14 protein-coding genes are annotated in these 23,201 nt (G+C 64.8%); 11 read left to right on the plus strand and 3 right to left on the minus strand.

Going from position 1 to position 23,201, the window contains the following annotated elements:
• Positions 1 to 176 precede the first annotated feature (176 nt).
• The 8 genes from ACV7NN_RS14410 to ACV7NN_RS14445 all read left to right on the plus strand — a co-directional run bounded on the left by ACV7NN_RS14410 (position 177) and on the right by ACV7NN_RS14445 (position 14,982).
• Positions 177 to 1,688 carry a glycoside hydrolase family 43 protein gene (locus tag ACV7NN_RS14410; RefSeq protein ID WP_463350258.1) on the plus strand — a complete coding sequence of 504 codons (1,512 nt, stop codon included), beginning with the start codon at positions 177 to 179 and terminating at the stop codon, positions 1,686 to 1,688.
• Between the two features lie 120 nt (positions 1,689 to 1,808).
• A complete protein-coding gene (locus ACV7NN_RS14415; RefSeq protein ID WP_463350259.1) occupies positions 1,809 to 3,341 on the plus strand; it encodes an ABC transporter substrate-binding protein in 1,533 nt (510 codons plus the stop codon).
• 13 nt (positions 3,342 to 3,354) lie between these two features.
• Positions 3,355 to 4,296: an ABC transporter permease gene (locus ACV7NN_RS14420; protein WP_463350260.1), complete on the plus strand. Its 942-nt coding sequence runs from the start codon at positions 3,355 to 3,357 to the stop codon at positions 4,294 to 4,296.
• Positions 4,293 to 6,062, plus strand: coding sequence for a dipeptide/oligopeptide/nickel ABC transporter permease/ATP-binding protein (locus ACV7NN_RS14425; protein ID WP_463350261.1), 1,770 nt, complete (start codon positions 4,293 to 4,295; stop codon positions 6,060 to 6,062). Before ACV7NN_RS14420 ends, ACV7NN_RS14425 begins: the two co-directional genes overlap by 4 nt.
• A complete protein-coding gene (locus tag ACV7NN_RS14430; RefSeq protein WP_463350262.1) occupies positions 6,062 to 6,907 on the plus strand; it encodes an ATP-binding cassette domain-containing protein in 846 nt (281 codons plus the stop codon). Before ACV7NN_RS14425 ends, ACV7NN_RS14430 begins: the two co-directional genes overlap by 1 nt.
• Before the next feature lie 45 nt (positions 6,908 to 6,952).
• A complete protein-coding gene (locus tag ACV7NN_RS14435; RefSeq protein ID WP_463350263.1) occupies positions 6,953 to 9,382 on the plus strand; it encodes a glycoside hydrolase family 2 TIM barrel-domain containing protein in 2,430 nt (809 codons plus the stop codon).
• A 208-nt stretch (positions 9,383 to 9,590) separates the two neighbouring features.
• Positions 9,591 to 12,284, plus strand: coding sequence for a GH116 family glycosyl-hydrolase (locus ACV7NN_RS14440; RefSeq protein WP_463350264.1), 2,694 nt, complete (start codon positions 9,591 to 9,593; stop codon positions 12,282 to 12,284).
• A 217-nt stretch (positions 12,285 to 12,501) separates the two neighbouring features.
• Complete coding sequence (locus ACV7NN_RS14445) at positions 12,502 to 14,982, plus strand: glycoside hydrolase family 3 N-terminal domain-containing protein (protein ID WP_463350265.1); 2,481 nt, start codon at positions 12,502 to 12,504, stop codon at positions 14,980 to 14,982.
• Between the two features lie 15 nt (positions 14,983 to 14,997).
• Here ACV7NN_RS14445 and ACV7NN_RS14450 read toward each other — a convergent pair whose 3' ends face one another.
• The 3 genes from ACV7NN_RS14450 to ACV7NN_RS14460 are packed head-to-tail and all read right to left on the minus strand — an operon-like array spanning position 14,998 to position 20,244.
• A complete protein-coding gene (locus ACV7NN_RS14450; RefSeq protein WP_463350266.1) occupies positions 14,998 to 15,672 on the minus strand; it encodes an SDR family NAD(P)-dependent oxidoreductase in 675 nt (224 codons plus the stop codon).
• Complete coding sequence (locus tag ACV7NN_RS14455) at positions 15,669 to 18,539, minus strand: FAD-binding and (Fe-S)-binding domain-containing protein (protein ID WP_463350267.1); 2,871 nt, start codon at positions 18,537 to 18,539, stop codon at positions 15,669 to 15,671. Before ACV7NN_RS14455 ends, ACV7NN_RS14450 begins: the two co-directional genes overlap by 4 nt.
• Positions 18,526 to 20,244 carry a dihydroxy-acid dehydratase gene (locus ACV7NN_RS14460; protein WP_463350268.1) on the minus strand — a complete coding sequence of 573 codons (1,719 nt, stop codon included), beginning with the start codon at positions 20,242 to 20,244 and terminating at the stop codon, positions 18,526 to 18,528. The genes ACV7NN_RS14455 and ACV7NN_RS14460 overlap by 14 nt, the downstream gene beginning before the upstream one ends.
• A 45-nt stretch (positions 20,245 to 20,289) precedes the next feature.
• Between ACV7NN_RS14460 and ACV7NN_RS14465 the strand changes: the two genes are divergently transcribed.
• From ACV7NN_RS14465 to ACV7NN_RS14475, 3 genes are read left to right on the plus strand one after another with little or no spacing between them, the layout of a single operon-like run.
• Positions 20,290 to 21,084 (plus strand): IclR family transcriptional regulator, encoded by a 795-nt coding sequence (locus tag ACV7NN_RS14465; RefSeq protein WP_463350269.1) that lies wholly within the window; start codon positions 20,290 to 20,292, stop codon positions 21,082 to 21,084.
• A 59-nt stretch (positions 21,085 to 21,143) separates the two neighbouring features.
• Positions 21,144 to 22,004, plus strand: coding sequence for a fumarylacetoacetate hydrolase family protein (locus ACV7NN_RS14470; protein ID WP_463350270.1), 861 nt, complete (start codon positions 21,144 to 21,146; stop codon positions 22,002 to 22,004).
• Positions 22,005 to 22,009: 5 nt separating this feature from the next.
• A complete protein-coding gene (locus ACV7NN_RS14475) occupies positions 22,010 to 23,023 on the plus strand; it encodes a zinc-dependent alcohol dehydrogenase (protein WP_463350271.1) in 1,014 nt (337 codons plus the stop codon).
• The last annotated feature ends 178 nt before the right edge of the window (positions 23,024 to 23,201 follow it).

Consider the following 23,201-nt stretch of genomic DNA (forward strand, 5'->3'; position numbering starts at 1 on the left):
CCCCCGCGACCAAATGCTTCACCGCGACTTGCGCAATAAACCTACGGCGAATTGCCGCTCGGCCGCGCCAAACCTACGGTCGCATGAGGACGATCCCGGCGACGCGAGCGGAGTGGGGAGTTGGCAGCTCAGGCCCCCAACGCCGTGGAGCCGAGTGAGAGGACTTCGACTTTCTGATGACCGAGACCGCAATCGCGCGCGACCCTCACGTCGATGTCAAGCGCGGAGACATCCAACCGATCATTCCGGGATTCCATCCGGACCCCACGATCTGCCGTGTGGGCGACGACTATTACCTGGCGACGTCGAGCTTCGAATACTTCCCTGGAGCGCCGATCTTCCACAGCACCGACTTGGTGTCCTGGAAGCAGATCGGCAATATCCTCACCCGCCGGGATCAGTTCCGCGAAGGCACCCCTGGCCCGTCGACCGGCGTCTATGGCTCGACTCTGAGGCACCACAACGGCAGGTTCTGGTTCGTCACGACGAACGTCAGCGACTTCGATTCAGGACAGGTCATCGTCTCGGCGACGGATCCCGCCGGCCCCTGGAGCGAACCGGTCTGGGTATCAGAGGCGATCGGTATCGATCCCGACCTCTGCTGGGACGACGACGGCCAGCCCTATCTGACCTGGCATGTCCTCGACTTCACCGTCGGCGGGCAGGAGATCCGGCAAGCGCCGGTCGACCTGGCGACCGGCAGACTCCTCGAGGAGTCGTACCGGGTGTGGCAAGGAAGCGGGCTGCCGGCCGCTGAAGGTCCGCACCTGTTCAAGATCGATGGCCACTGGTACATCGTGCTTGCGGAGGGCGGTACCGAGCGCGGGCACGTCGTGACCGTCGCGCGAGGAGCGAGTCCGCGCGGCCCGTTCGAACCCTGTCCGTGGAATCCGGTGTTCACGCACCGCAGCACCATGCATCCTGTGCAGAGTGTCGGGCACGCGGATCTCGTTCAGGCGCCGGACGGACGGTGGGCGGCGGTGTACCTGGGCGCTCGACCGCGAGGTTCGACCCCCGGCTTCCATGTGCTCGGCCGGGAGACCTTCATCGCCGGCGTGGACTGGGTCGATGCGTGGCCGGTATTCGATTCGAACCGGTTCCTCGTGCCCGTGCCGGATACCGGGTTCTCGGACGATTTCCGCGGGACGGAGTTGAATGCCCGCTGGGTCGTACCGAGCGCGGAGCTGGCGTCGATCGCCAACCTCGACCCTGCCGGTGGTCTGCGGTTCGCCTCGGACGACTGGTCTCGGGCCCTCGTATGCGCCCGCGTCGAGGATTTCGAGTGGACCGCCGATGTCGTCGTGGAACGAGCCGGCCGATTGAGCCTGCGCCTGGATGATCGGCATTGGTGCGGCATCGAATTCCGTGACCGCACTGCCCGCGTGGTCGTGCAGATCGGAGACATCCTCCAGGAGGCAGCGCCGATTCCCGTCGCCGCGGACTCGGTCACGCTACGGCTCGAGGCAGCGGATCCGGAGATCGCCCCGCTCCCGTTCGGTTACGCGGGGCCCGACGAGATCACCCTCTCCGTCGGAGTCGACGGCGAGTTCACACAACTGGCGCGGCTCGATGGACGATACTTCTCAACCGAGGTGGCGGCGGGATTCACAGGCCGCGTCCTCGGCGTCGGTGCCCCCACGACCGAGGGTCGTATCGCGAGCTTTTCGTATCGGCCGATCCGAGCTTGATCCTGTTGCGCAAAAAGGGAGTCATCTGTTTGGATCCACTATTTCGCGACCTACAGTGGCGCTACTGAGAAAGCCTGCAGCGACACTCACGACAAGACCCGATTACAAAGGAGTATGAAAATGAGGCACGTCCGTTCACGAAGGGCTCTTGTGGTCGCCGCTGTCGCGGCCGCCACCGCCCTTGCGGCACTCACCGGATGCACCGGGCAGACGGGTGGCACCGCAGCAGCCAAAGACACTCTGACCCTGGGCATGACCGCCGACATCAGCGGTTGGGATCCGGCGGTCCAGCCGAGCTACCAAGGCTGGAACGCCATGGCTGTCTGGGACCAGCTCTTCCGGTGCGACGCTCACGGTCAACCGCAGCCCGACATCGCCAAGAGTTTCGACTTCGGCAGCGACAACAAGACCTTGACGGTCCACATCCGCCCCGGCATGAAGTTCACCGACGGCGAGCCCGTCGACGCGAAGGCGGTCAAGACCGCGCTCGAGTATGGGGCGAACCAGAACAACAGCCGTTTGGCCGGGCTCAAGGTCGAGACCCCGGAGGCGCTCACTGCGGTCATCACCCTCCCCGCCCCGACCGCCACGTTCAAGCTGCTGATGTGCTACCAGTCGATCCCGAGCCCGAAGTCGGTGGAAGCCGGAGCGGCGTCCAAGACGTGGAGCGCACCCGTCGGTTCCGGACCGTACACTCTCGACAAGTCGGCTACGACGGCAGGATCTGTCTACACATTCGAGAAGAACGACGCGTACTGGGACTCCAAGACGTTCCCGTACAAGAAGCTGGTCCTCAAGGTGCTGAAGAGCGACACTGCGGCGGTGAACGCGCTGAAGACCGGGCAGATCGACGGCACGCTGGTCTCGTCCACGACGCTGAACGAGGCCAAGAGCTCGGCGAACGTCGACATCCTGACGCTCAAGGCCCCGAACACGACGCGTCTGCTCATTACCGACCACCTGGGCAAGATCGTCCCCGCGCTCGGCAATGTCGATGTGCGCCGCGCCATGAACATGGTGTTCGATCGCACGTCGATCGCGAAGAACCTGTATCAGGGCCATGCTGTGCCGGCCAATCAGATCTTCCGGCCGGGGAGCGACGCATACCTCAGCGACCTGGGCAACCCTTATCCGTACGACGTGGCCAAGGCGAAGCAGCTGATGGCTCAGGCCGGCTACGCCGGCGGGTTCAGCCTCCAGATCCCCGTGATCGAGAACGGCGGGAACGGCATCGATCTCATGCTGCCGTACGTGACGCAGCAGCTGGCACTGCTGAACATCAAGGTCGACCCGGTCACGCTGTCCGGTCCTAACATGTACTCGGAGCTCCTCGGCGGCAAGTACCCCGTGCCGCTATGGCAGCTGGGCAACTATGGTGAGTCGCTGCAGGACATCCAGGACTACATCACGCACCAGGGCATCTGGAACGTCGAGCACCAGCCCGACGCGACGATCGATAAGCTCTGGGCGCAGATCACCGCCGGGAAGGACGTGAAGCAGGCCGAGCAGGAGATCAACAAGTACGTCACCGAACAGGCATGGTTCGTGCCGATGGTGTACCCGGACAACTTCTACGCGCACAGCTCCAGCGTCACGATCAAGGAGTCCACGGACTTCTCCGGCCTCCAGCCGATGCTGTGGGACTTCAAGTAAAGGAACCACCCTCATGATCCTCGCGGTCTCGCTGAAGCTGATCCGCGCGGTGGCCGTTCTCCTGATCGTCACCTTCGTGACCTTCAGCCTGATGTTCGGGAACGGTCCGGGTATCGCCCGGGCCGTTCTCGGCCTCAACGCCACTCCAATCGACGTTCAGCGGGAGGTCGTCCACCTCGGACTCGATCAACCGCTGCTCGTGCAGTACGTCAAGTGGCTCGGTGGAGTTCTGACCGGCGACCTGGGCCACTCGTTCTTCACCGGGCAGTCGGTCTCCGAAGCTCTCTCCACCCGTCTGCCGGTCACCCTATCGGTCGTCCTCATCACGCTGCTGTTGACGGTGATCATCAGCATCGTCCTCGGCGTCACGGCGGCGGTGCGGGGCGGCTGGACCGACCGGGTGCTCCAGTTCCTCTCCGTGCTCGGCACCGCCATCCCGTCCTTCATCATCGCGATCGGACTGATCTTCGCCTTCGCGCTGGCGGTTCGGTGGTTCCCGGCCACCGGGTACGTCCCACCATCGCAGAGTGTGACTGGGTGGCTGGGTTCGATCACCCTTCCAGTGATCGCCTTGTTGATCGGCTCGGTCGCCGGGGCAGCCTCGCAGTTCCGCAGCGCCGTTGCCGACGTCCTCGGCAGGGACTACGTGCGGACCCTCCGGGCCCGGGGTATCCGGGAGCGCTCCGTTATCTACGGGCACGTTTTGCGTAATGCCGCCGGCCCCGGCCTGATCGTGCTGAGCCTGCAGGTGATCTACCTGATCGGCGGCGCCGTGGTGATCGAACTCGTCTTCGCGCTTCCCGGGATGGGGGAGCTGACCAACACCTCCGCGCAGCAGGGCGACGTGCCGATGGTCATGGGTGCTGTGCTCGCGATCATCGTGATCGTCCTTGTCGTCAACCTGCTCGCCGACCTGGCCGGCTCAGCGCTGAATCCGAAAGCGAGGAAGGCATGACCGCCGCCGCTCCTCTTCCAGACGCGGTGCGTGCACCGGTCGGGCTCCGCCGCAAGTCGGTGCTACACCGGCTCGTCCGCAACCCCGTCGCTGTCGGGTGCATCGCGTTCCTGGTCCTCGTCGTGGCCTTCGGGCTCTCGAGCCCGTGGCTTGCGCCGGAGAGCCCGAATCACACGGACCTGGTCGCTGTCAACGCACAGCCGTTCGGCGCTCACCTGCTCGGCGCGGACGCCAACGGCCGGGACATCCTGTCCCGGCTGATGTGGGGGACGCAGGAGACACTGATCGCCTGCGTGATCATCCTGGTCGTCTCTGTGACGCTCGGGGTGACGACGGGACTCATCGCCGGTTACTACCGCGGTCGTTTCGAGTCCGTCAGCAACTTCGTCTCGGATGTGATAATCGCGCTGCCGGGCGTGCTGCTCCTGATCGCGCTCTACACGCTGACCGGTCCGAACATCCCGGTGGCCATGGCCGTCTTCGGCGTGATCGTCGCTCCCAGCTTCTTCCGGCTGGTCCGCGGCATCGTCGTCGGAGTTCGCAACGAGCTCTATGTCGATGCGGCGAAGGTGGTCGGTCTGTCCGACTTCCGCATCGTCGGGCGCCACGTCCTCTGGGCTGTGCGCGGACCCGTCATAATCTCCAGCGCATTCATCCTGGCCGCCGGCATCGGTATCGAAGCCGGCGTGGACTTCCTTGGCCTCGGCAACCCCTCGCAGCCGTCCTGGGGAAGCGTGCTGCAGCAGTCCTTCAACAACATCTACAACAACCCGATATCGGTGCTTTGGCCATCCCTCCTCATCGGTCTCACCGTGCTGGCGCTGGTGCTCCTGGGGAATGCGCTCACGGACGTGTTGCAGGCCAACACCCGCGTCAAGACGTTGTCGCGGTCGGAACTCAGGTCGATGCACGAGCGGTTCGGCGACCCGGAGCCGACCGGCGGTGCGTTCCCACCGCCGAGCTACGACGTCCGGCTCTCCATCCGGGGTCTGCGAATCGCCTACCCGGATGGGACGGATGGTGTTCGCGAAGTCGTCCACGGTGTCGATCTCGACGTTCGCAAGGGCGAGATCCACGGGCTCGTCGGCGAGTCCGGTTCCGGTAAGTCGCAGATCGCCTTCTCCATCCTCGGCATCCTCCCGCGGGAGGCGGTCATCCTCGGAGGCTCGATCGTGCTCGACGGCGAGGACCTGCTCGCGGACGAGCGGGCCATGCAGAACGCCAGGGGACGACGCATCGCGTACATCCCGCAGGAGCCCATGTCGAACCTGGATCCGAGCTTCACCATCGGATCGCAACTGATGCAGGGGCTGCGTGCGATCAAGCCGATGTCGAAGGACGCTGCGCAGACGCATCTGCTCCAGCTCCTGCGACGGGTCGGGATCGCCGACGCAGAGCGGGTGTTCAAGTCCTACCCGCATGAGATCTCGGGCGGCATGGCACAGCGAGTTCTCATCTGCGGCGCTGTGGCAACCGATCCTGACGTGATCGTCGCGGACGAGCCGACGACCGCGCTCGACGTCACCGTGCAGGCCGAGGTGCTCGAACTCCTCCGTGGCCTGCGTGACGAGCGGGGACTCTCCATGATCCTGGTCACCCACAACCTCGGCGTCGTCGCAGACATCTGCGACACGGTGAGCGTGATGAAGGACGGGCAGATCGTCGAACGTCAGGACGTCGACATCCTGTTCGAGAACCCGCGTGAGGCGTACACGCAGCAGCTCCTGGCGTCCTCGCGCCGGGTCGAGATCGAGGAGGTGGCCTGATGAGTTCACCGATCCTGAGTGTCGAAGACCTGGTGGTCCGATTCGGCGGCCGACGAGGCGGCAAGGATGTGATCGACCACGTGTCGTTCGACATCAGTCCGGGCGAGACCCTCAGTCTGGTCGGTGAGTCCGGCTCCGGCAAGACGACGATCGGCCGTGCCATTCTCGGCCTGGCCCCGGTCACGGGCGGGACGGTGACGTTCCGCGACAAGGTGATCAGCAACATCCCGCGCTCCGAGCGCCGGCGTGTCGCGCGCGACATCCAGGTGGTCTTCCAGGACCCGTACTCGTCGCTCAATCCGGCGATGACGGTCGAGAGCATCCTCGTCGAGCCGATCGCTGCCGCGGGTGCGGAGGCCGGACGCAAACGAGTGCACGAGCTGCTGGATGCGGTCGGGCTGCCATCGGATGCCGGGTCACGGTACGCGCGGGAGTTCTCGGGCGGCCAGCGGCAGCGGATCGCGATCGCGCGCGCGCTCGCTCTTGAGCCGTCGCTGATCATCTGCGACGAGCCGACGAGCGCGCTGGACGTGACTACCCAGGCGACCGTCTTGACGCTGCTGAAAGAGATTCAGGAGCGCACGGGTGTCGCATACCTCTTCATCAGTCACGACCTGGGTGTCGTGCACGAGGTGAGCGACCGGATCGCTGTCCTGCTCCAGGGGAAGATCGTGGAGATCGGGACGGCGGACGAGGTCACCATGCGTCCGAAGCACCCCTACACCCAGCGTTTGCAGCTGGCGGCGCCGATCGCCGACCCCGCCAGGCAGCGCGAGCGTCGCGAACGCAGGCTGGCTGCGCTGAACGCGGTCGAAAACGATAACGACGCTCTGCATCTCGTGTGAGACCCGCCTGGAGCCTGTCGCGTGAACAACTAGGAGTGAGTGCTCGTGTCCCGTAGCCGATTCAACGATGGCTGGACCGTCGGACCCAATGTCAGCGTCTTCTCGGAGATCACCGGCGGTGCCACGGACTCGAGGTCGGTGACGTTGCCGCACGATGCGATGCTCGACGGTGCGCGATCCGCGAACTCTCCCGAAGGCTCCTCGAGCGGATACTTCGAAGGCGGCGCGGTGAGTTACCGCAAGTCGTTCCTCGCACCGCAGGAGTGGGAGTCGTCCGTCGTCGAGCTCGAGTTCCACGGCGTCTACCGGGACGCCATGGTCTATCTCAACGGCGTGCTCGTCGCTCACCGGCCGAACGGCTACCTGCCGTTCCGGGCGCGACTGGACGATGCACTCCGGTACGGCGAGACCAATCGTCTGCGTGTGGATGCGCGTGCATACCGGGACTCCCGCTGGTACTCGGGAATGGGAATCTACCGTGATGTCGATCTTCTGGTGATGAGTGAGGTTCACCTGCGCCCGAACGGCATACAGCTCAGCACGCCCGACATCGACGACAAGCGGGCCGTGGTGCTGGCGCGGACCGAAGTGGTCAATGCCGGCCGCCCGCTCGCGACGCGTCGGGTGACGACGACCGTATTCGACGCCGGGGGCCGCGTGGTCGCCAGCGAAGCCTCGCCGGTCACCATCCGTGGCGGAGGCTGCGAGGTGGTCGACCAGCGTCTGTACCTCGAGGCTCCCGAGTTGTGGAGTGTCGAGCAACCGCGGCTTTATCGGGTCGAGACCCGGCTGCTCGACGGGGACGACGTGACCGACAATGCGGAGAACCACATCGGGGTTCGTCGACTGCAACTCGACCCTCGCTCCGGTCTTCGGATCAACGGCGAGACCGTGAAGCTGCGCGGCGCGTGCATCCATCACGACAACGGGCTGCTGGGCGCCGTCTCCATCCCCGAAGCGGAATTCCGTCGTATGCGAATACTGAAGGAGGCGGGATTCAACGCCATCCGGTCGGCTCACAATCCGATCAGTCCGGCGCTCCTGGATGCGTGTGACCGGCTCGGCATGCTGGTGATGGACGAAGCCTTCGACATGTGGACGGAAGGCAAGCAGCCTTTCGACTATTCGCTGGCTTTCCCGGAGTGGTGGGAGCGCGATATCGAAGCGATGGTCACTCGGGACTTCAACCATCCCAGCGTCATCATGTATTCGATCGGCAATGAGATCCTGGACGCCGGTAAGCCGCTCGGAGCAAGGATCGGGCGGCAGCTGGCACAGAAAGTGCGTGCGATCGACTCCACCCGATTCCTCACGAACGGCATCAGCGGGTTCGTTGCGACGCTATCGGACACCATTCCGATGATTCAGAACGAGCTGGAGGGCGTACCCGGGGGGATCAACGACGTCGACGGCGTCGGAAAAGAGCTGGTGGAGCGGGTGGGGCGCTCTCAATTCGTTACCGATGCCACCGCGGAGTCGAATTCCGTCGTCGACGTCGTCGGTCACAACTACGCGGCGTGGCGGTATGAGGCGGAAACAGCCCGATTCCCCAACCGCGTCGTCGTCGGAACTGAAACGCTCGCGCGAGACATCGACGTGAACTGGCGACTCGTGGAGACGTTGCCTCATGTGGTCGGTGACTTCACGTGGACGGGCTGGGACTACCTGGGGGAGGCCGGCCTCGGTGTCAGCACTTATTCGTCGAATAACCAGGGCTGGGAGGGGGACCGCTACCCGGCGCTCACCGCCTATTGCGGGGACATCGACATCACCGGACATCGGCGCCCGTCATCATATTTTCGCGAGATCGTGTTCGGGCTTCGGAAGCAGCCCTACATCAGCGTGCATCGACCAGTCGAGCCCGGTGTGAACTCTGTCGGCCTTGATTGGGCGTGGCCGGACTCGCTTTCGTCCTGGACCTGGGATGTCCTGCCAGGCACCCCCATGACGGTCGACGTCTATTCCGATGCGGATGAGGTGGAGCTGCTGCTGAACGGCACATCCGTCGGTGTCGGACCCTGCGGGCCCGACAAGCGATTCACTGCGACCTTCCGGATTCCCTATGCGGAGGGCGAGTTGAAAGCAATCGCACGCCGGCAGGGCGACGTTGAGGACGCCTCTTCGATTCGAACAGCCGGCGATGTCCGCGCTGTGCGCGCCGTGGCGGAATACCCGCTGCTTGAGGACGGTGGGAAGGTCGCGTTCGTGTCGATCGAGCTGACGGACGAGGACGGCATCGTCGCGCCCACCGCAGAACTGAAGTTGTCAGCGGAGGCAACCGACAAGTCAGAGCTCATCGCGCTCGGAACGGCGCGCCCCTCGACGGCGGAGCGTTTCGATTCTGGATGGTGCACGACGTTCGAAGGCCGTGCTCAAGCCATCGTCCGGCTCCAGGGGGAGCGAGCGACCCTGAGGTTGCGGGTCGAGGGATCGCCCGAGCTCGACACCGAGCTGGTTCTCGGATCCCACGACTAACACGGCTCTCGGCCCGCGCGCCATCACACCGTGATGCTTTGCGCAAAGGAGGGTCCATCGATTGAACGGGTGAGGCCCACGTGACTAGCGTGCGTTGACGGCCTCGCCCGGCTTCCCCGCAGCAGCGGTGGCGCCGTGCCCCTCGCATACGGACATTGGAGTCAGAATGCTGCGCAGAATCGCTGCCCATCAGAAATCATTACGAGCGGTGAGGCTACGGCACCGATCCGTCGGTCCGAAGTCGCTCGTCGCTGCGATCGCGTTGGCCCTGGCGGCGACGTCTCTCAGCGTCGCGCCGGCACTTGCGGCGCCCGACGGGGGCACGTCGAACGCGGATGCGTTCGACATCCCGTCATCCGCCGTCGTGCGATCGCTCGGCGACATCCCGGCCGGCAGCTGTCAGGGTGTCGTCGTGCCGGTGTGCAATTCGGCCATCGGCCGATTCCTGCCGTACACGACCCCGGGCCTGGGCGTCCCGCTCGGCGGCATCGGTGCGGGCTCGTTCATGATCAATCAGTCCGGCACTTTCGGGCCGTGGAATTTCGGCGGATCTCAAGGGACGTCCTACGAGGTTCGTTCGCTGCCGCAGGCGGCATTCCACGTGCGTGAGCAGATCGGAGACGAGCCGGCTACCACGAGGACGCTTGCAACCGACGGGCCCAAGGATGCCACCCTGCCCTCGATCCGTTCCTGGGCCGACCCCCTGCCGGCGTGGAACACACTGAAGAAGGGGGATGCAAGCTATGCGGCGCTCTACCCGTTCGGATGGATGACCTACGGGCACAGTGTCTTCGACACCGACGTGTCGATGCGGTTCTACTCTCCGATCGTCGCCGGAGAGGAGAAGCGGACATCTCTCCCTGTGGCCTACTTCGACGTGCGCATCGCGAATACCACGGGTAAGACCGCCAACATCTCCACGATGTTCACGATGCCGAACGTTCCGGGCCACGAGGGCCGCCAGCCTGCCACCGTCCGGGAGGGTCTGAGCAGCCAGTACCGGGTGGATCCGGCGACCGGCATTCACGCCGTGACGCTTTCGTCCGACTCCGATTCGAATACCCCGGACGCTTACAAGTCCGAGTGGACGATCGCGGCTGACGTCAACAAAGACGAGAAGTTCAGCTACGTGACGTCGTGGAACGCGAACGGCGACGGCTCCGACGTCTACAAGCAGTTCGCCGCCGACGGGACGCTCAGCGATTCGTCGCTCGACTCGTCCGCATCCGCCGGGGCCATTGCGGTCTCGGCAAAGCTCAAGCCTGGTCAGACCACGGTCATCCCGTTCGCACTGACCTGGGACTTCCCGGAGGTCGGCTTTGCTAACAACAACACCGTGTGGATGCGGCGCTACACGCAGTACTACGGAGCCCACACGAGCGCGAAGAACGACTACGTTCCCGGAAGCTACCCGTTCCACCAGAGCTACAACATCGCCAAGGATGCACTCGAGGGTCGCTCCGCCGCGCTGAAGGATGTGCTCGCCTGGTGGAAGCCGATCGTCGAATCGCCCAAGGTTCCCGGCGAGATCGGAGCGGCAGCCATGAATCAGCTGGCGAACGTGACGTTCCACACTGATCTGTGGGAGAACGGGCTGGTTCGAAATTCGGTGCCGGTCACGAAGGGTGGCCAGAGGATAGGCGCTGCCGTCCCGGAAACGCACAACTACTTCGGCACTGATTCGATAGCCGGCGGCGTCTCGACCCAGGGCCAAGGCGGCGAGATCGGCATCTACAGCTACAACGTCTACTCGCGGCTCTTTCCCTTCATCGAGCGCGACCGAATGCGCGCGAAGGCCGAGCAGATCCCGGTGTCCGACGACGGTGACCCGCAGGACTTCTCGGTGACGGGGTCGACGGATCCCGCGGTCTACGGCGTCGACGGCGACCCGTTCATCACCTGGAACCCTCATAACCAGAGCTCGAACAACTCCGCGCCGGGAGGAGGACTCACGCCCGCGCCAGGAACGATGTCGTTCCTCGACCGTGTCTCGGACAACGTGTTCCGGATGTACGACTATGCCCAACGCAACCACGACATCGCCTTTCTCCGATTCGCCTTCCCCGCGATGAAGCAGGCGCTGGCATTGCTGCAGAAGACGATCCCCTCGGACTCGGTACTGCCTGAGCCGACGTCGCAGTCGCGGCCGCAGCCGGGCAACGCGCAGCAGATGGCGAACCTCTACAACGCGATGCCGACTGATCGCTTCGACTCCTACACCTCGGGCCTCTACCTGCTGACATTGGAGACGATGATCGCGTCAGGTCAGAAGCTGGGTGGGCCGGCGAGTCAAATCGCCACCTGGAAGGCACAACTGGAGACTGCGAAGGCGAAGTATGAAGCGGTGTTCTGGAACGACGCAGGAGGGTACTACCGCTACACGCTGCCGCAGAACGGCGTGGACGAGGTCATGCTGAACACGCTGCTCCCGCAATACCTCGCCGAGACGGCAGGTCTGCCCGACATCGTCGACACCGCTCACTACGAGCGTCACCTTCGGACCATGTACCCGCTCGTCGCCGGCCCGAACGGACCGAAACTGGTGGGTCTGCCCGGAGGCGGCACGACGTACCCGTTCACCGGCCCGCAGGGACACGTGTACGAGCCCAACGTATTGCCCGGGGCTGTCTATTCGGCGGCTGCGAACTACGTTGACGCCGGCGTGCAGTCGCATAACCGCGAGCTCATCCAGCAAGGGTTGTCGATGACAAGTGCCGTCGTCAAACAGCTGTGGGATACACCCGCCAACGGATACGCGTTCGACACCCCATTTCTGTACAGCTCGCACACCCCGAGCTCGTGGGTCTACCCGAGCTTCGAGAACAACCTGTCCATCTGGCAGTTGATCGACGTGCTGAACCGGCCTGGCATGCCGGCGGCGGCGTCGCTCAAGGCCGGATAAGTTGCTACAGAACTGCACCTCGTCATCGTGAATGGGCGAGGTGCAGTTCTGTGGATGATCGATGTGAAGAGTTGCGCAAAAGCCACATGCCGGTTGCGTCGTTCCGGCTTCCGCTCCGGATACTGGAAGTGATTCCAGATCGACACATCATCGTGGAATACGTTCGACTCCGGTTCCGGTTCAGAGCGAACGGAGCCTTCTCGGAAGGGCACCACGAATGGCGAATCAAGAAATACGCACGAGGGTCGCCACGGCTGAATCGTCATCATGGAGCAACCCTCACCTCGCTCCCGCCCAACGGGCCGAACTGCTTCTCGCCGAACTGACCCTCGACGAGAAAATGGCGCAGGTCTCCTGCTACTTCCCCGTCGACATCAACGACACGGCGGACTTCACAGAAAGATTCCCGTACGGGGTCGGCGAGGTGGCGTGCCTGGAGACGCGGTCCGCGCGGACGCTCGACGAGGTGGCGGCGTTCCAGCGACGCGTCCAGACCCAGGCCATGGAGGGGTCGCGCCTGGGCATTCCCGCCATCTTCCACATGGAGGGAATGTGCGGCGCCTTCCTGCCTGGGGCGACGAGCTTCCCGTCCGGGCTCGGGCGGGGCGCCAGTTGGGACGCCGACCTGGAATGCGAGATCGCCGGGATCGTGGGCCGACAGGAGCGAGCACTCGGAATCACGCACACCCTCGCGCCGGTCCTCGACGTCTCTCGCGATCCGCGAATGGGGCGGCATGGAGAGAGTTACAGCGAAGACCCCACTCTCGCGGCCGCCCTCGGGGTCGCGGCCGTACGCGGGCTGCAGCGCCCCGATCCCGAAGGCCGGCGCACCGAGGCGGTCGCTAAGCACTTCATCGGGTCGCATCACACGGAGGGCGGAATTCATGGCGCCCACTGCGACATCCCCGACCGCCTGCTGCAAGAGGTTTACGGCAAGCCCTTCCAAGCGGCCATCACCGAAGCGGGTCTGCTCGGCATGATGCCGTCGTACAACTCAGTGGGTGGCCAGCCCGTGTCCGCATCGGCGCCGCTGCTCACGACGCTACTGCGGGAGCGGATGGGCTTCCAGGGTCTGGTCGTGTCCGACTACGGAGCCATCGGCAATCTGCATGAGGTCCAGCATGTGGCCGGATCGGCGCCGGAGGCGGGCCTCGCAGCCTTGCGCGCCGGTGTCGACGTCGAACTGCACGTGCCGCAGGGGTTCGGCCCAGAGCTCCGTGACTGGTTCGCGGAGGGTCGCGCGGACGTGGCGCTCCTCGATCGCGCCGTCAAGGCGGTTCTCACCACGAAGTTCCGGATGGGCCTTTTCGAGCATCCGTTCGCGCCGGAGAGCGCCGAGCGAGACGCTCGATACGCGGTCGCTTCAGACAGTCGGGTCTCGCAGCAGTCGGCTCGCGAATCCCTTGTGCTCCTGCGGAACGACGGAATACTTCCTCTTGCGCGAACCGTACGCAAGATCGCAGTGATCGGTTGTCACGCCGTGAGCGCGCGATTCTTTTTCGGCGGGTACACCCACTACTCGATGGCCGAAGGCAAGCTTGCCGTGCACTCATCGATGGCGGGTCTGGCGGGGAACGATGGTGGCCGGGAGATCGGCGCCACCGTTCCAGGAACCGGGATCGAAGCGTCGGGCGGTCCCGAGTACGAGGCGTTGCTGCAACAGCAGAAGCCGGGCATCCGTTCGCTCCTCGATGAGTTGCGCATGCGCTTGCCCGCCGCCGAGATCTCGTGGTCGTACGGTTACCCGATCGCCGGTGGCGACGCCTCCGGACATGCGGAGGCGATCGCCCTGGCCCGAGAGGCCGACATCGTCGTGCTCACGCTCGGGGGGAAGCACGGAACCGCCTCGATCGCCTCGATGGGAGAGGGCATCGATGCCACCGACGTCAACCTCCCGCCATGCCAGGACGAGTTGATTCGCGAGCTGGCTGAACTGCGGATGCCGCTGGTCGGTGTTCATCTGGACGGCCGGCCGATTTCGAGCGACGCGGCCGACGCGCACCTCAGCGCGCTGATCGAAGCGTGGAGTCCGGCCGAGTACGGAGCCGAGGCGATCGTCGATGTCCTGACCGGAACGTACAACCCGAGCGGACGGCTGCCTGTCAGTGTCGCCCGCAATGCGGGGCAGGTGCCGATCTACTATGCACACCCGTACGGATCGAGCTGGCACCAGGGAGCCAGTATCGGCTTCCCGGAGTACGTCGATTCGCCGCACACCCCGCGATATGCGTTCGGGTACGGGCTGACGTACACGACGTTTGAGTACTCGGCCCTGAGGCTGTCGCAGCGGGAGGTCGCCGCATCCGGTTTCGTCGATGTGCAATTCACACTTACCAACACGGGGGAGCGGGCGGGGACCGAGGTCGTCCAGTTCTACGTCTGCGACCGCTACGCCTCGCTGTCCCGTCCGGTTCTCGAGCTGGCGGGTTTCCGCCGGGTCCAGCTCGAGCCGGGCGAAAGCGCCGATGTCTCATTCTCGTTCTCGATGAGTCAGCTAGCGTTCCTCGACGCCGGTCTCGCGTGGCGCGTCGAGGCGGGCGAGGTCGATGTTTTTGTCGGGACGTCCTCGGATGATCATCGACTGACGGACACGTTCACGATCACCTCAGATGGATTCGTCGATGGGGCGTCGAGGGCCTTCTACTCTGGATCGTGGATACGCTCTGGCACGCCTCGGGAGATAGGGGTGATGCGATGACTGGCCAGTCTGTGCTTAATAGGTCGCGCGCCCTCCACTGATGTCGTAGACGGCACCGGTTGAGAAGCTGACCTTGTCAGACGCGAGCCAGGCGACCAGCTCAGCCACCTCTCCAGCGCGGCCTACGCGCTTCATGGGGATGAGGCTGGTGATATGTGCGAGAACATCGGGTGCCGTGTTGTCGTTCATCGGTGTCGCGATGACGGCCGGTGCGATCGCGTTCACGAGCACTCCGGTGGTCGCGAGCTCCTTGCCCGCCGATTTGGTGAGGGCAATGACGGCTGCTTTTGACGCCGAGTAGATCGAGAGGTTGGGGTTCCCGTCCTTGCCAGCCATGCTCGCGAAGTTGACGACGCGACCCCATCGTCGCTCGACCATGCCGGGCACAAAGGCGCGCATTGTCGCGACGACCCCGAGCACGTTGACCTCGAGGACGGCACGCCAGTCGTCTGAGTTCGTCTCGACCAGGGGGAGACCGGGGCCCACGATTCCGGCCGAGTTGATGAGGATGTCCACCGGCCCGATGCCCTCTGCCGCCTCGGCGAAGGCGGCCTCGTCTGTGATGTCGACCACGACGTCCACATCGCCTACGAGGTCGAGGGTTACGACGCGGAGACCGTCGGTGCGGAGTCGTTCGGCGGTCGCGGCTCCAAGGCCTCGTGCGCCGCCGGTTACCAGTGCTGTTCTCATCTCAGTCGTCCTTCGTTCGTCGCCGGGCGCGTCGCCCGTTCGAGTGTTTCGAGCAGGTGCTCGTATTGGTGGCCGGTTGCGCGGGTGAGACCGAGTTCGCAGGTGCGGTTCGTCGACGCGTAGGCATCGAAGTCGCGGGCAGTTACGGATGCCGCTTCGCGGGCGGTTGCGGATGCGGTGAGTTCCGGATGCAGCATCCCGCGATCTCCGGCGAACGCGCAGCATCCCCAGCCGTCGGGGATGACGACGTCGGCGGAAATAGCCGAGGCGATCCGGGAGAGTGCATCGGTGGTGCCGAGGTGCGTTGACGAGCAGGTTGGGTGCAGGGCGAGGGAGTGGATCGGGGACGTGACGGTCAGAGCGCCCATCAGTCGTTCGTCGACGAACTTGACGGCGTCGATGATCCGAAGGCCCGGAAAGCGGTCGTCGTTTGAGCCGATGAGTTTTTCGACGCCCTCGGTGCAGGATGCGGCGTCGCAGACGACGGGGATCCGGCCGTGATCGGATGCTTCCCAGAGGGCAGGGAGGACGCGTTCGCGCATCTCCCGGTAGCCATCGTTCAGGCCTTTGGATTTCCACGGTGTGCCGCAGCACATGCTTGCGATCCCGTCGGGTGTCCGAAGCTTCACGCCGGCGCGTTCGCAGAGGTCGAGGAACGCCCGGGTCACGCCCGGCGCGCCTTCGGCCGGCCCGAACATTGTGCCGATGCAAGCGGCGAAGTAGACGATCTCGGGGTCGTCGTCTCGCACCGGAACGCGTCGCACGCCGCCGCCTGGCAGGTCCTTCTCCCAGAGCGGCACCGTTTCGTCCCCGAGGATCATCCGGGCGGCCGCGGTCGCACCCGTGACGAGCGGGGCGGGCAGCTTCTTGACCGTGTCCATGACGAATCCGCCGAGGGTGGTGGTGCCCTCCCAATGTTTCGCGGCCGCCTTCCAGGCCGTCTGCTCGACGCGATTGCGATTCTCGTTGCGGAGCCTGCGCACCAGATCTCCGGTATCGATGAGCACCGGGCAGGCGGTAGCGCACATCCCGTCGACCGCGCAGGTGTCGATCCCGTCGTACTGGTAGTCCGCTTCCAGGCTCTTCACGAGTTCGCTATCGCCGGCGGCCGTCGCGTCGGCCAGCTCGCGTCGGAGCACGATGCGCAGCCGTGGGGTGAGGGTGAGGTCTTTGCTCGGGCAGACGGGTTCGCAGTAGCCGCACTCGACGCAGCGGTCGACTTCCTTCTCGACGGTTGGGGCCACTTTGAGGTTGTCGATGTGCGAGGTTGGATCCTCGTTGAGGAGGACGCCCGGGTTCAGTAGACCGGCCGGGTCGGCAAGGCGTTTGATCTCCTGCATGACGCCGAAGAGCTCATCGCCGTATTGGCGTCGCACGAACGGGGCCATGATGCGGCCCGTTCCATGTTCGGCTTTCAGGGTGCCGTCGTGGCTGAGGACGAGATCGACCATGTCCTCGGTGAAGGCGATGTAGCGATCGAGCGATGAAGTGTCGCTGAACCGCTCGTTGAGCAGGAAGTGAATGTTGCCGTCTTTGGCGTGGCCGAAGATGACGCTGTCCTCGTACCCATGGCGATCGAAAAGACGGACCAGTCGGTTACAGGTGTCCAGGAGCGCCGGCACCGGGACGGCGATGTCTTCCAGGAGAGCGGTCGTGCCCGACGGGCGGTTTCCGGCGACGGTAGCGTAGAGCCCCTTGCGGATGTGCCAGAGGACCGCCCTGGTCTTCGAATCCGGGCTGAGTTCGGCCGGCGCCGTCAGGGGAAGGGTCGCAAGAAGGGTGCGGCTGAGCTCGACGCGCTCGTGCAGGAGCTCCTCCGAGTCTGTCTGGTGCTCGACCAGAAGCGCCGCGTGGGCGTCCACGTTGAGGTTCAGGAGGCTTCCGAGAGCCTGCGGGTCGCGTTGGGCAACGCGCAACGATGTCGCATCCAGCAGTTCGATCGCAGCGAAGCCGGAGGCGACGAGTTCGGGCAAAGCGGCGGTCGCGCGGTCGAGGTCGTCGAAGATCAGGAAGCCGGTCGCAAGGTGCGAGAGCGCGGGCAGGGTGCGAAAGGTCGCCTCGGCGACGAACGCGAGTGTTCCCTCGCTGCCGATGACCAGATGCAGCAGGATGTCGATCGCGGTGTCGTGGTCGACGAACGAGTTGAGCCCGTACCCCATGGTGTTCTTGATCGAGTACAGCGTCGCGATCGTCGACACCGACGCTCTGTTCGCGCGCACCCGGTCACGGAGACGCAGGAGGCCGTGGTGCAGCTCGGGTTCGAGTGCACGCAGTCGGGCATCCGCATCCGATTCGCTCGTATCGATCACTGTCCCGCTCGGCAGGACCAGGATCGCGGATTCCAGGGTGCGGTAGGTGTTGAACTCAGTGCCGCAGACCATACCGGAGGAGTTGTTGGCGACGACCCCGCCGATCGTGCAGGCACCCTCGCTCGCCGGATCCGGCCCGAGCTTGCGTTTATAGGGTGCCAGCCTGGCGTTGACCGCCCGCACCGTCGCGCCCGGCTGAACCCGAACCCGCCGGCCGCCGTCCAGCACCTCGACGTCGCGGAAGTTGCGTCGGGTGTCCACCAGCACGCCGGATGTGGAGGCCTGGCCGCTCAGGCTCGTCCCCCCGGAACGGAAGGTCAGCGGGACGCCCTGGGCGGCGCTCGCGCGCAGAAGCGCGGCGATCTGGTCGGTACCGGTCGGCGTCACCACCGCCTGCGGCGTCAGGAGGTAGTGCGACGCGTCGTGCGCGTGCCCGAGGCGATCCGAGGGCCTCGCATGCAAGCCGTCCGGTACCGCATCTTCGAGCGCGCGCAGCAGTGACGGGTCAACCTGGGGCAGGCGACTTGTGGTTCCGAGGGTGAGACTAGTGCGACTCACGGGAGACCTTGTCGCCGCTCGATCCTTGCAGGAAGTCGAGGTCGGCGCCGGTGTCTGCACCCAGCACGTGGTCGACGTAGAGGCGCTCCCAGCCGCGCTTGGGCTTGGCGAAGCCGTCGACGGTCGCCTGGTTGGGGCTGCGTCGGTTCAGCTCATCCTGCGCCACATCGAGGGTGAGCCGTCGGTTGGGGACGTCGAGCATGATCCAGTCACCGGTTTCGACGATTCCCAGAGCGCCCCCGGCTGCGGCCTCCGGGGTGACGTGCAGTACGACGGTGCCATAGGCGGTGCCGCTCATTCGGCCATCGCAGATTCGGACCATGTCGCGGACACCCTGCTCGAGGAGCTTCTTGGGCAGGGGCATGTTCGCGACCTCAGGCATGCCCGGGTAGCCCTTCGGGCCGCACCCGCGCAACACAAGGACGGAGTCGACGTCCACGTCGAGGTCGGGGTCATCGATGCGGGCGTGCATGTCCTCGACGGTGTCGAACACAACGGCTCTGCCGCGGTGGGTGAGGAGGTGGGGGGATGCGGCGGCCGGTTTGATGATGGCGCCGCCGGGCGCGAGGTTGCCGCGGAGCACTGCGATTCCTGCGTCCGGGATGAGCGGCGTCTCGCGCATGCTGATGACGTCGCGGTCCCAGATCTGCGCATCCTCCAGGTAGTCGACCAGCGGCTTCCCTGTCACAGTCAGCGCGGTGGGGTCGAGTAGATCCTTCACTTCGCGAAGTACCGACAAGAGCCCTCCGGCCCGTTGGAAGTCATCCATCAAGAAACGGCCGGCCGGCTGGAGATTGACCAGCAAGGGTACGCCCGAGCCGATCGCGTCGAAGTCGTCGAGGGTCAGGTCGATGCCGAGTCGTCCGGCGATCGCCAGCAGGTGCACGACGGCGTTGGTGGAACCGCCGATGGCGGCCAGCGCGACGATTGCGTTATTGAACGACCCCTTGGTCAGGAACGTGCTCGGTCGGCGGTCGGCCTCGATGAGCTCGACGATCAGGCGGCCTGTCTCGTGCGAGTTCTCGAGCAGGCGGCTGTCGACCGCTGGGGTGCCGGCGAGGCCGGGGATGATCATGCCGAGCGCCTCGGAGACCAGCGCCATCGTCGATGCGGTGCCCATGGTGTTGCAGTGGCCTTTGCTCGAGATCATCGACGATTCGCTCTTCAGGAACTCCTTCTCGCTGAGCGTGCCGCTGCGGACCTCTTCGCTGAGGCGCCAGACGTCAGTGCCACAGCCCAGTGCGACACCCTGGAACGTTCCTGTCTTCATCGGGCCGCCCGGGACGACGATGGCCGGGAGGTCGACGGATGCTGCGGCCATCAGGAGGGAGGGGATGGTCTTGTCGCAGCCGCCGAGCAGGACCACCCCATCGATCGGATTCGCTCGGAGCATCTCCTCTGTCGCCATCGCCGCCATGTTTCGCCAGAGCATCGCCGTTGGACGCACCTGGGTCTCGCCGAGGGAGACAACAGGCAGGTTGAGCGGAATGCCGCCAGCCTCGTAGATGCCGGCTTTGACGCTCTCCATCACCTCATCGAGATGCGAGTTACAGGGTGTCAGGTCTGAGGCCGAGTTCGCGATCGCGATGTGGGGTCGACCGTCGAAGGCACTCTCGGGGAGCCCTCGTCGCATCCAGGCTCGGTGAATGTAGGAGTTTCGATCGGTACCGGCGTACCACTCGGAGCTACGGTGCTCTGCCACCACGTCTTCTTCCGTTTATCGAAAAATCACTCTACTATATGGAACAACATGAACGATACATCCGACCGTGCTGAAGCGGAAGCCGCATCCGACGGTCGGGTAGTCGGCTCCGACAGAGTCCTTGCAGTCCTCATCGAACTGGCCAAGCACCCTGACGGTGCCAGCCTCGATGAGATCGCACGCGCCGTCAGCAGCGCCAAGCCGACCGTGCATCGCGCGCTCGCATCGCTGTGTCGAGCCGGGCTGGCCGGCAAAGACGGTCGCGGACGATACCTACTCGGCGACGAGTTCCTCCGCATGGCCTTCACCAACCATGAACTGCGACCCGATCACCTGCGAGTGCAACCGATCCTCGAGCGACTCGCGGAGCGATATGGCGAGACTGCCCACTACGCGGTGCTCGACGGTCCCGACATCGTCTACCGCGCCAAGGTCGATCCAGCAGTCGGCGCGATGCGCCTCACGTCCACCATCGGCGGGCGCAACCCCGCCCACGCTACCGGTGTCGGCAAAATGCTTCTCGCACTCAAACTTCGTGACCGCGACGCGGTTGAGCAATGGGTGGGGGACCGTCAGCTTGCCCGCCCCACAGCGCGAACCGCAGGGACCGCCGACGAACTCCATGAGGAGCTCGAGGCGATCCGAGAGCGCGGTTACAGCATGGACGACCAGGAGAACGAGCCGGGTGTCAACTGCATCGCATTGCCGATCTATCTGACCTCACCGACCTCACCGAGCGGCGCGATCAGCATCAGTGCTCTCGCCTATCGGACCTCCTTGCAGGATCTCATTGCTGAGCTTCCGAGCATCCGCAACATCATCGCCGGCAGGGTCGACGAGTAGCACCTAGCCCCAGCCACCGCGCCCAGGCCACCGAAACCCAACACGAAGGACGAACAAGGATGTATCTGATGCGACTCGGCGCTGTCGGCGCCGAAAAGCCCGTAGCCCGAATCGATGCCGACACCTATGTCGACCTTTCGGACGTCGTCCCTGACTTCAACGAGGCATTCTTCGCGAGTGACGGCCTCAGCGCGCTGCCGTCGGTGGTTGCAGACCGGGTCGCGGCCGGCACCGTTTCGCGTTTCGCGGGTGAGCGAGTCGGGGCGCCGTTCGCACGCCCGCACCAGATCCTCTGCATCGGGCTGAACTACAGCGACCACGCGGCCGAGACCGGGCAGGCGGTTCCGGCCGAGCCGATCCTCTTCACCAAGTCCCCGAACACCCTGATCGGCCCAGATGACGATGTTCGCATCCCCCGCGGGTCGACCAAACCGGACTGGGAGGTCGAACTCGGCATCGTCATCGGCGAACGCGTGAGCTACCTCGACTCTGTCGACGACGCCCGCGATGTCATCGCCGGGTACACGGTCGTCAACGATGTGAGCGAGCGGGCGTTCCAGCTGGAACGCAACGGGCAGTGGTCGAAAGGCAAGTCGGCCGAGACGTTCAACCCGGCTGGCCCCTGGCTCGTAACTCCCGATGAGATCGACGACGTACTGGCTCTCGACATGTGGCTCGACATCAATGGCATACGCCGGCAGACGGGGTCGACATCGACCATGATCTTCGACCCGTACTTCATCGTCCATTACCTCTCGCAATTCCTTGTCCTCGAACCGGGCGATCTGATCAACACAGGCACGCCGCCCGGGGTGGGAATGGGACTCAAGCCGCCGGTCTGGCTGCAGCCGGGCGACGTTATGGAGCTCGGCATCGAGGGCCTCGGTTCGCAGCGTCAGTCCGTCCTCCCACCCCGCTGATCGCGATGCGAGCATTTGTTCTGACCGGCGCCCGGACGTTCGAAGTCCAGGACGTGGCGCCGCCCGTTGCGACGAGCGACGGCGTGGTGGTCGACGTTCAGCGTGTCGGTGTCTGCGGCACGGACGTCGAGTTCTTCACAGGCGAAATGCAATACCTGCACGACGGGTTTGCCGAGTACCCGATGCGTCTCGGTCACGAATGGATGGGTACCGTCGCGTCCGTCGGCGATGGTGTCGACCCCGCTTGGATCGGGCGACGAGTGACTGGAGACACCATGCTGGGGTGCGGAGTGTGCAGGCGATGTCTGCAAGGAAATCAGCATGTCTGCGAGTTCAGGTTCGAAGTAGGTGTTCGGGGCGGGTTTGCCGGGGCCCTCGCCGAGAAGATCGGAATGCCGGTGCGGGCGCTTCACGAGCTGCCGCACACGATCGACGACACGATGGGGGCTCTCGTCGAGCCGGGGGCGAATGCCATCAGATCCGTGTGGGCGGCCCAACTCTCGCCAGGCGACCGACTGTTGGTGCTGGGTGCCGGCACAATCGGGTTGCTTGTGGGCCTAATTGCGGCCGCGCAAGGCGCCGAGGTCCATCTATTCGGTCGATCACCCAAATCGCTCGAGTTCGCCCGGTCTCTCGGCTTCGAAGCCGTGTGGACCCAGTCCGATCTGCCCGACCTGCCTTGGGACGCCGTAATCGACGCCTCCAATGCCCCGAGCCTGCCGGCCAAGGCTCTCGAACTTGTCGAACCCGCCAAACGCGTTGTCTACGTCGGCCTCGCCGGCAGCCCGAGTCTTATTGACACCAGAACCATGGCGCTCAGGGACGTGACCGCCGTCGGGATCCTCAGCGGTTCGGCTGGCTTGGACGGCACGATTGAGCTCTATGCATCTGGCCAAGTCGACCCTAGGCCTCTCGTCGCCGCCACCGTCGGCTTGGACCACGTCGGTGCGATACTCGCCGGGCAAACCTTCGTGGGAGCGGGAGCCGGCCCCAAAATGCACGTAGATCCGAGCGTCTGACACTCACTTCATTGTTCGTCGCAGACAAACGCTGATCGGGCGGCCATGGTGAATCGACGGGTGTCAGTCGAACGGGCTCCGTTTTCGTTCACAGCGTCTGACCCTTCCAGGAATGCGCGGAACCAGATGGTCGGGACGATGACGTTGAGCCAAAAACTCCCTATCACTTCCGGATGTC

The sequence above is a fragment of the Leifsonia sp. Ger2509 genome, from assembly GCF_055231915.1.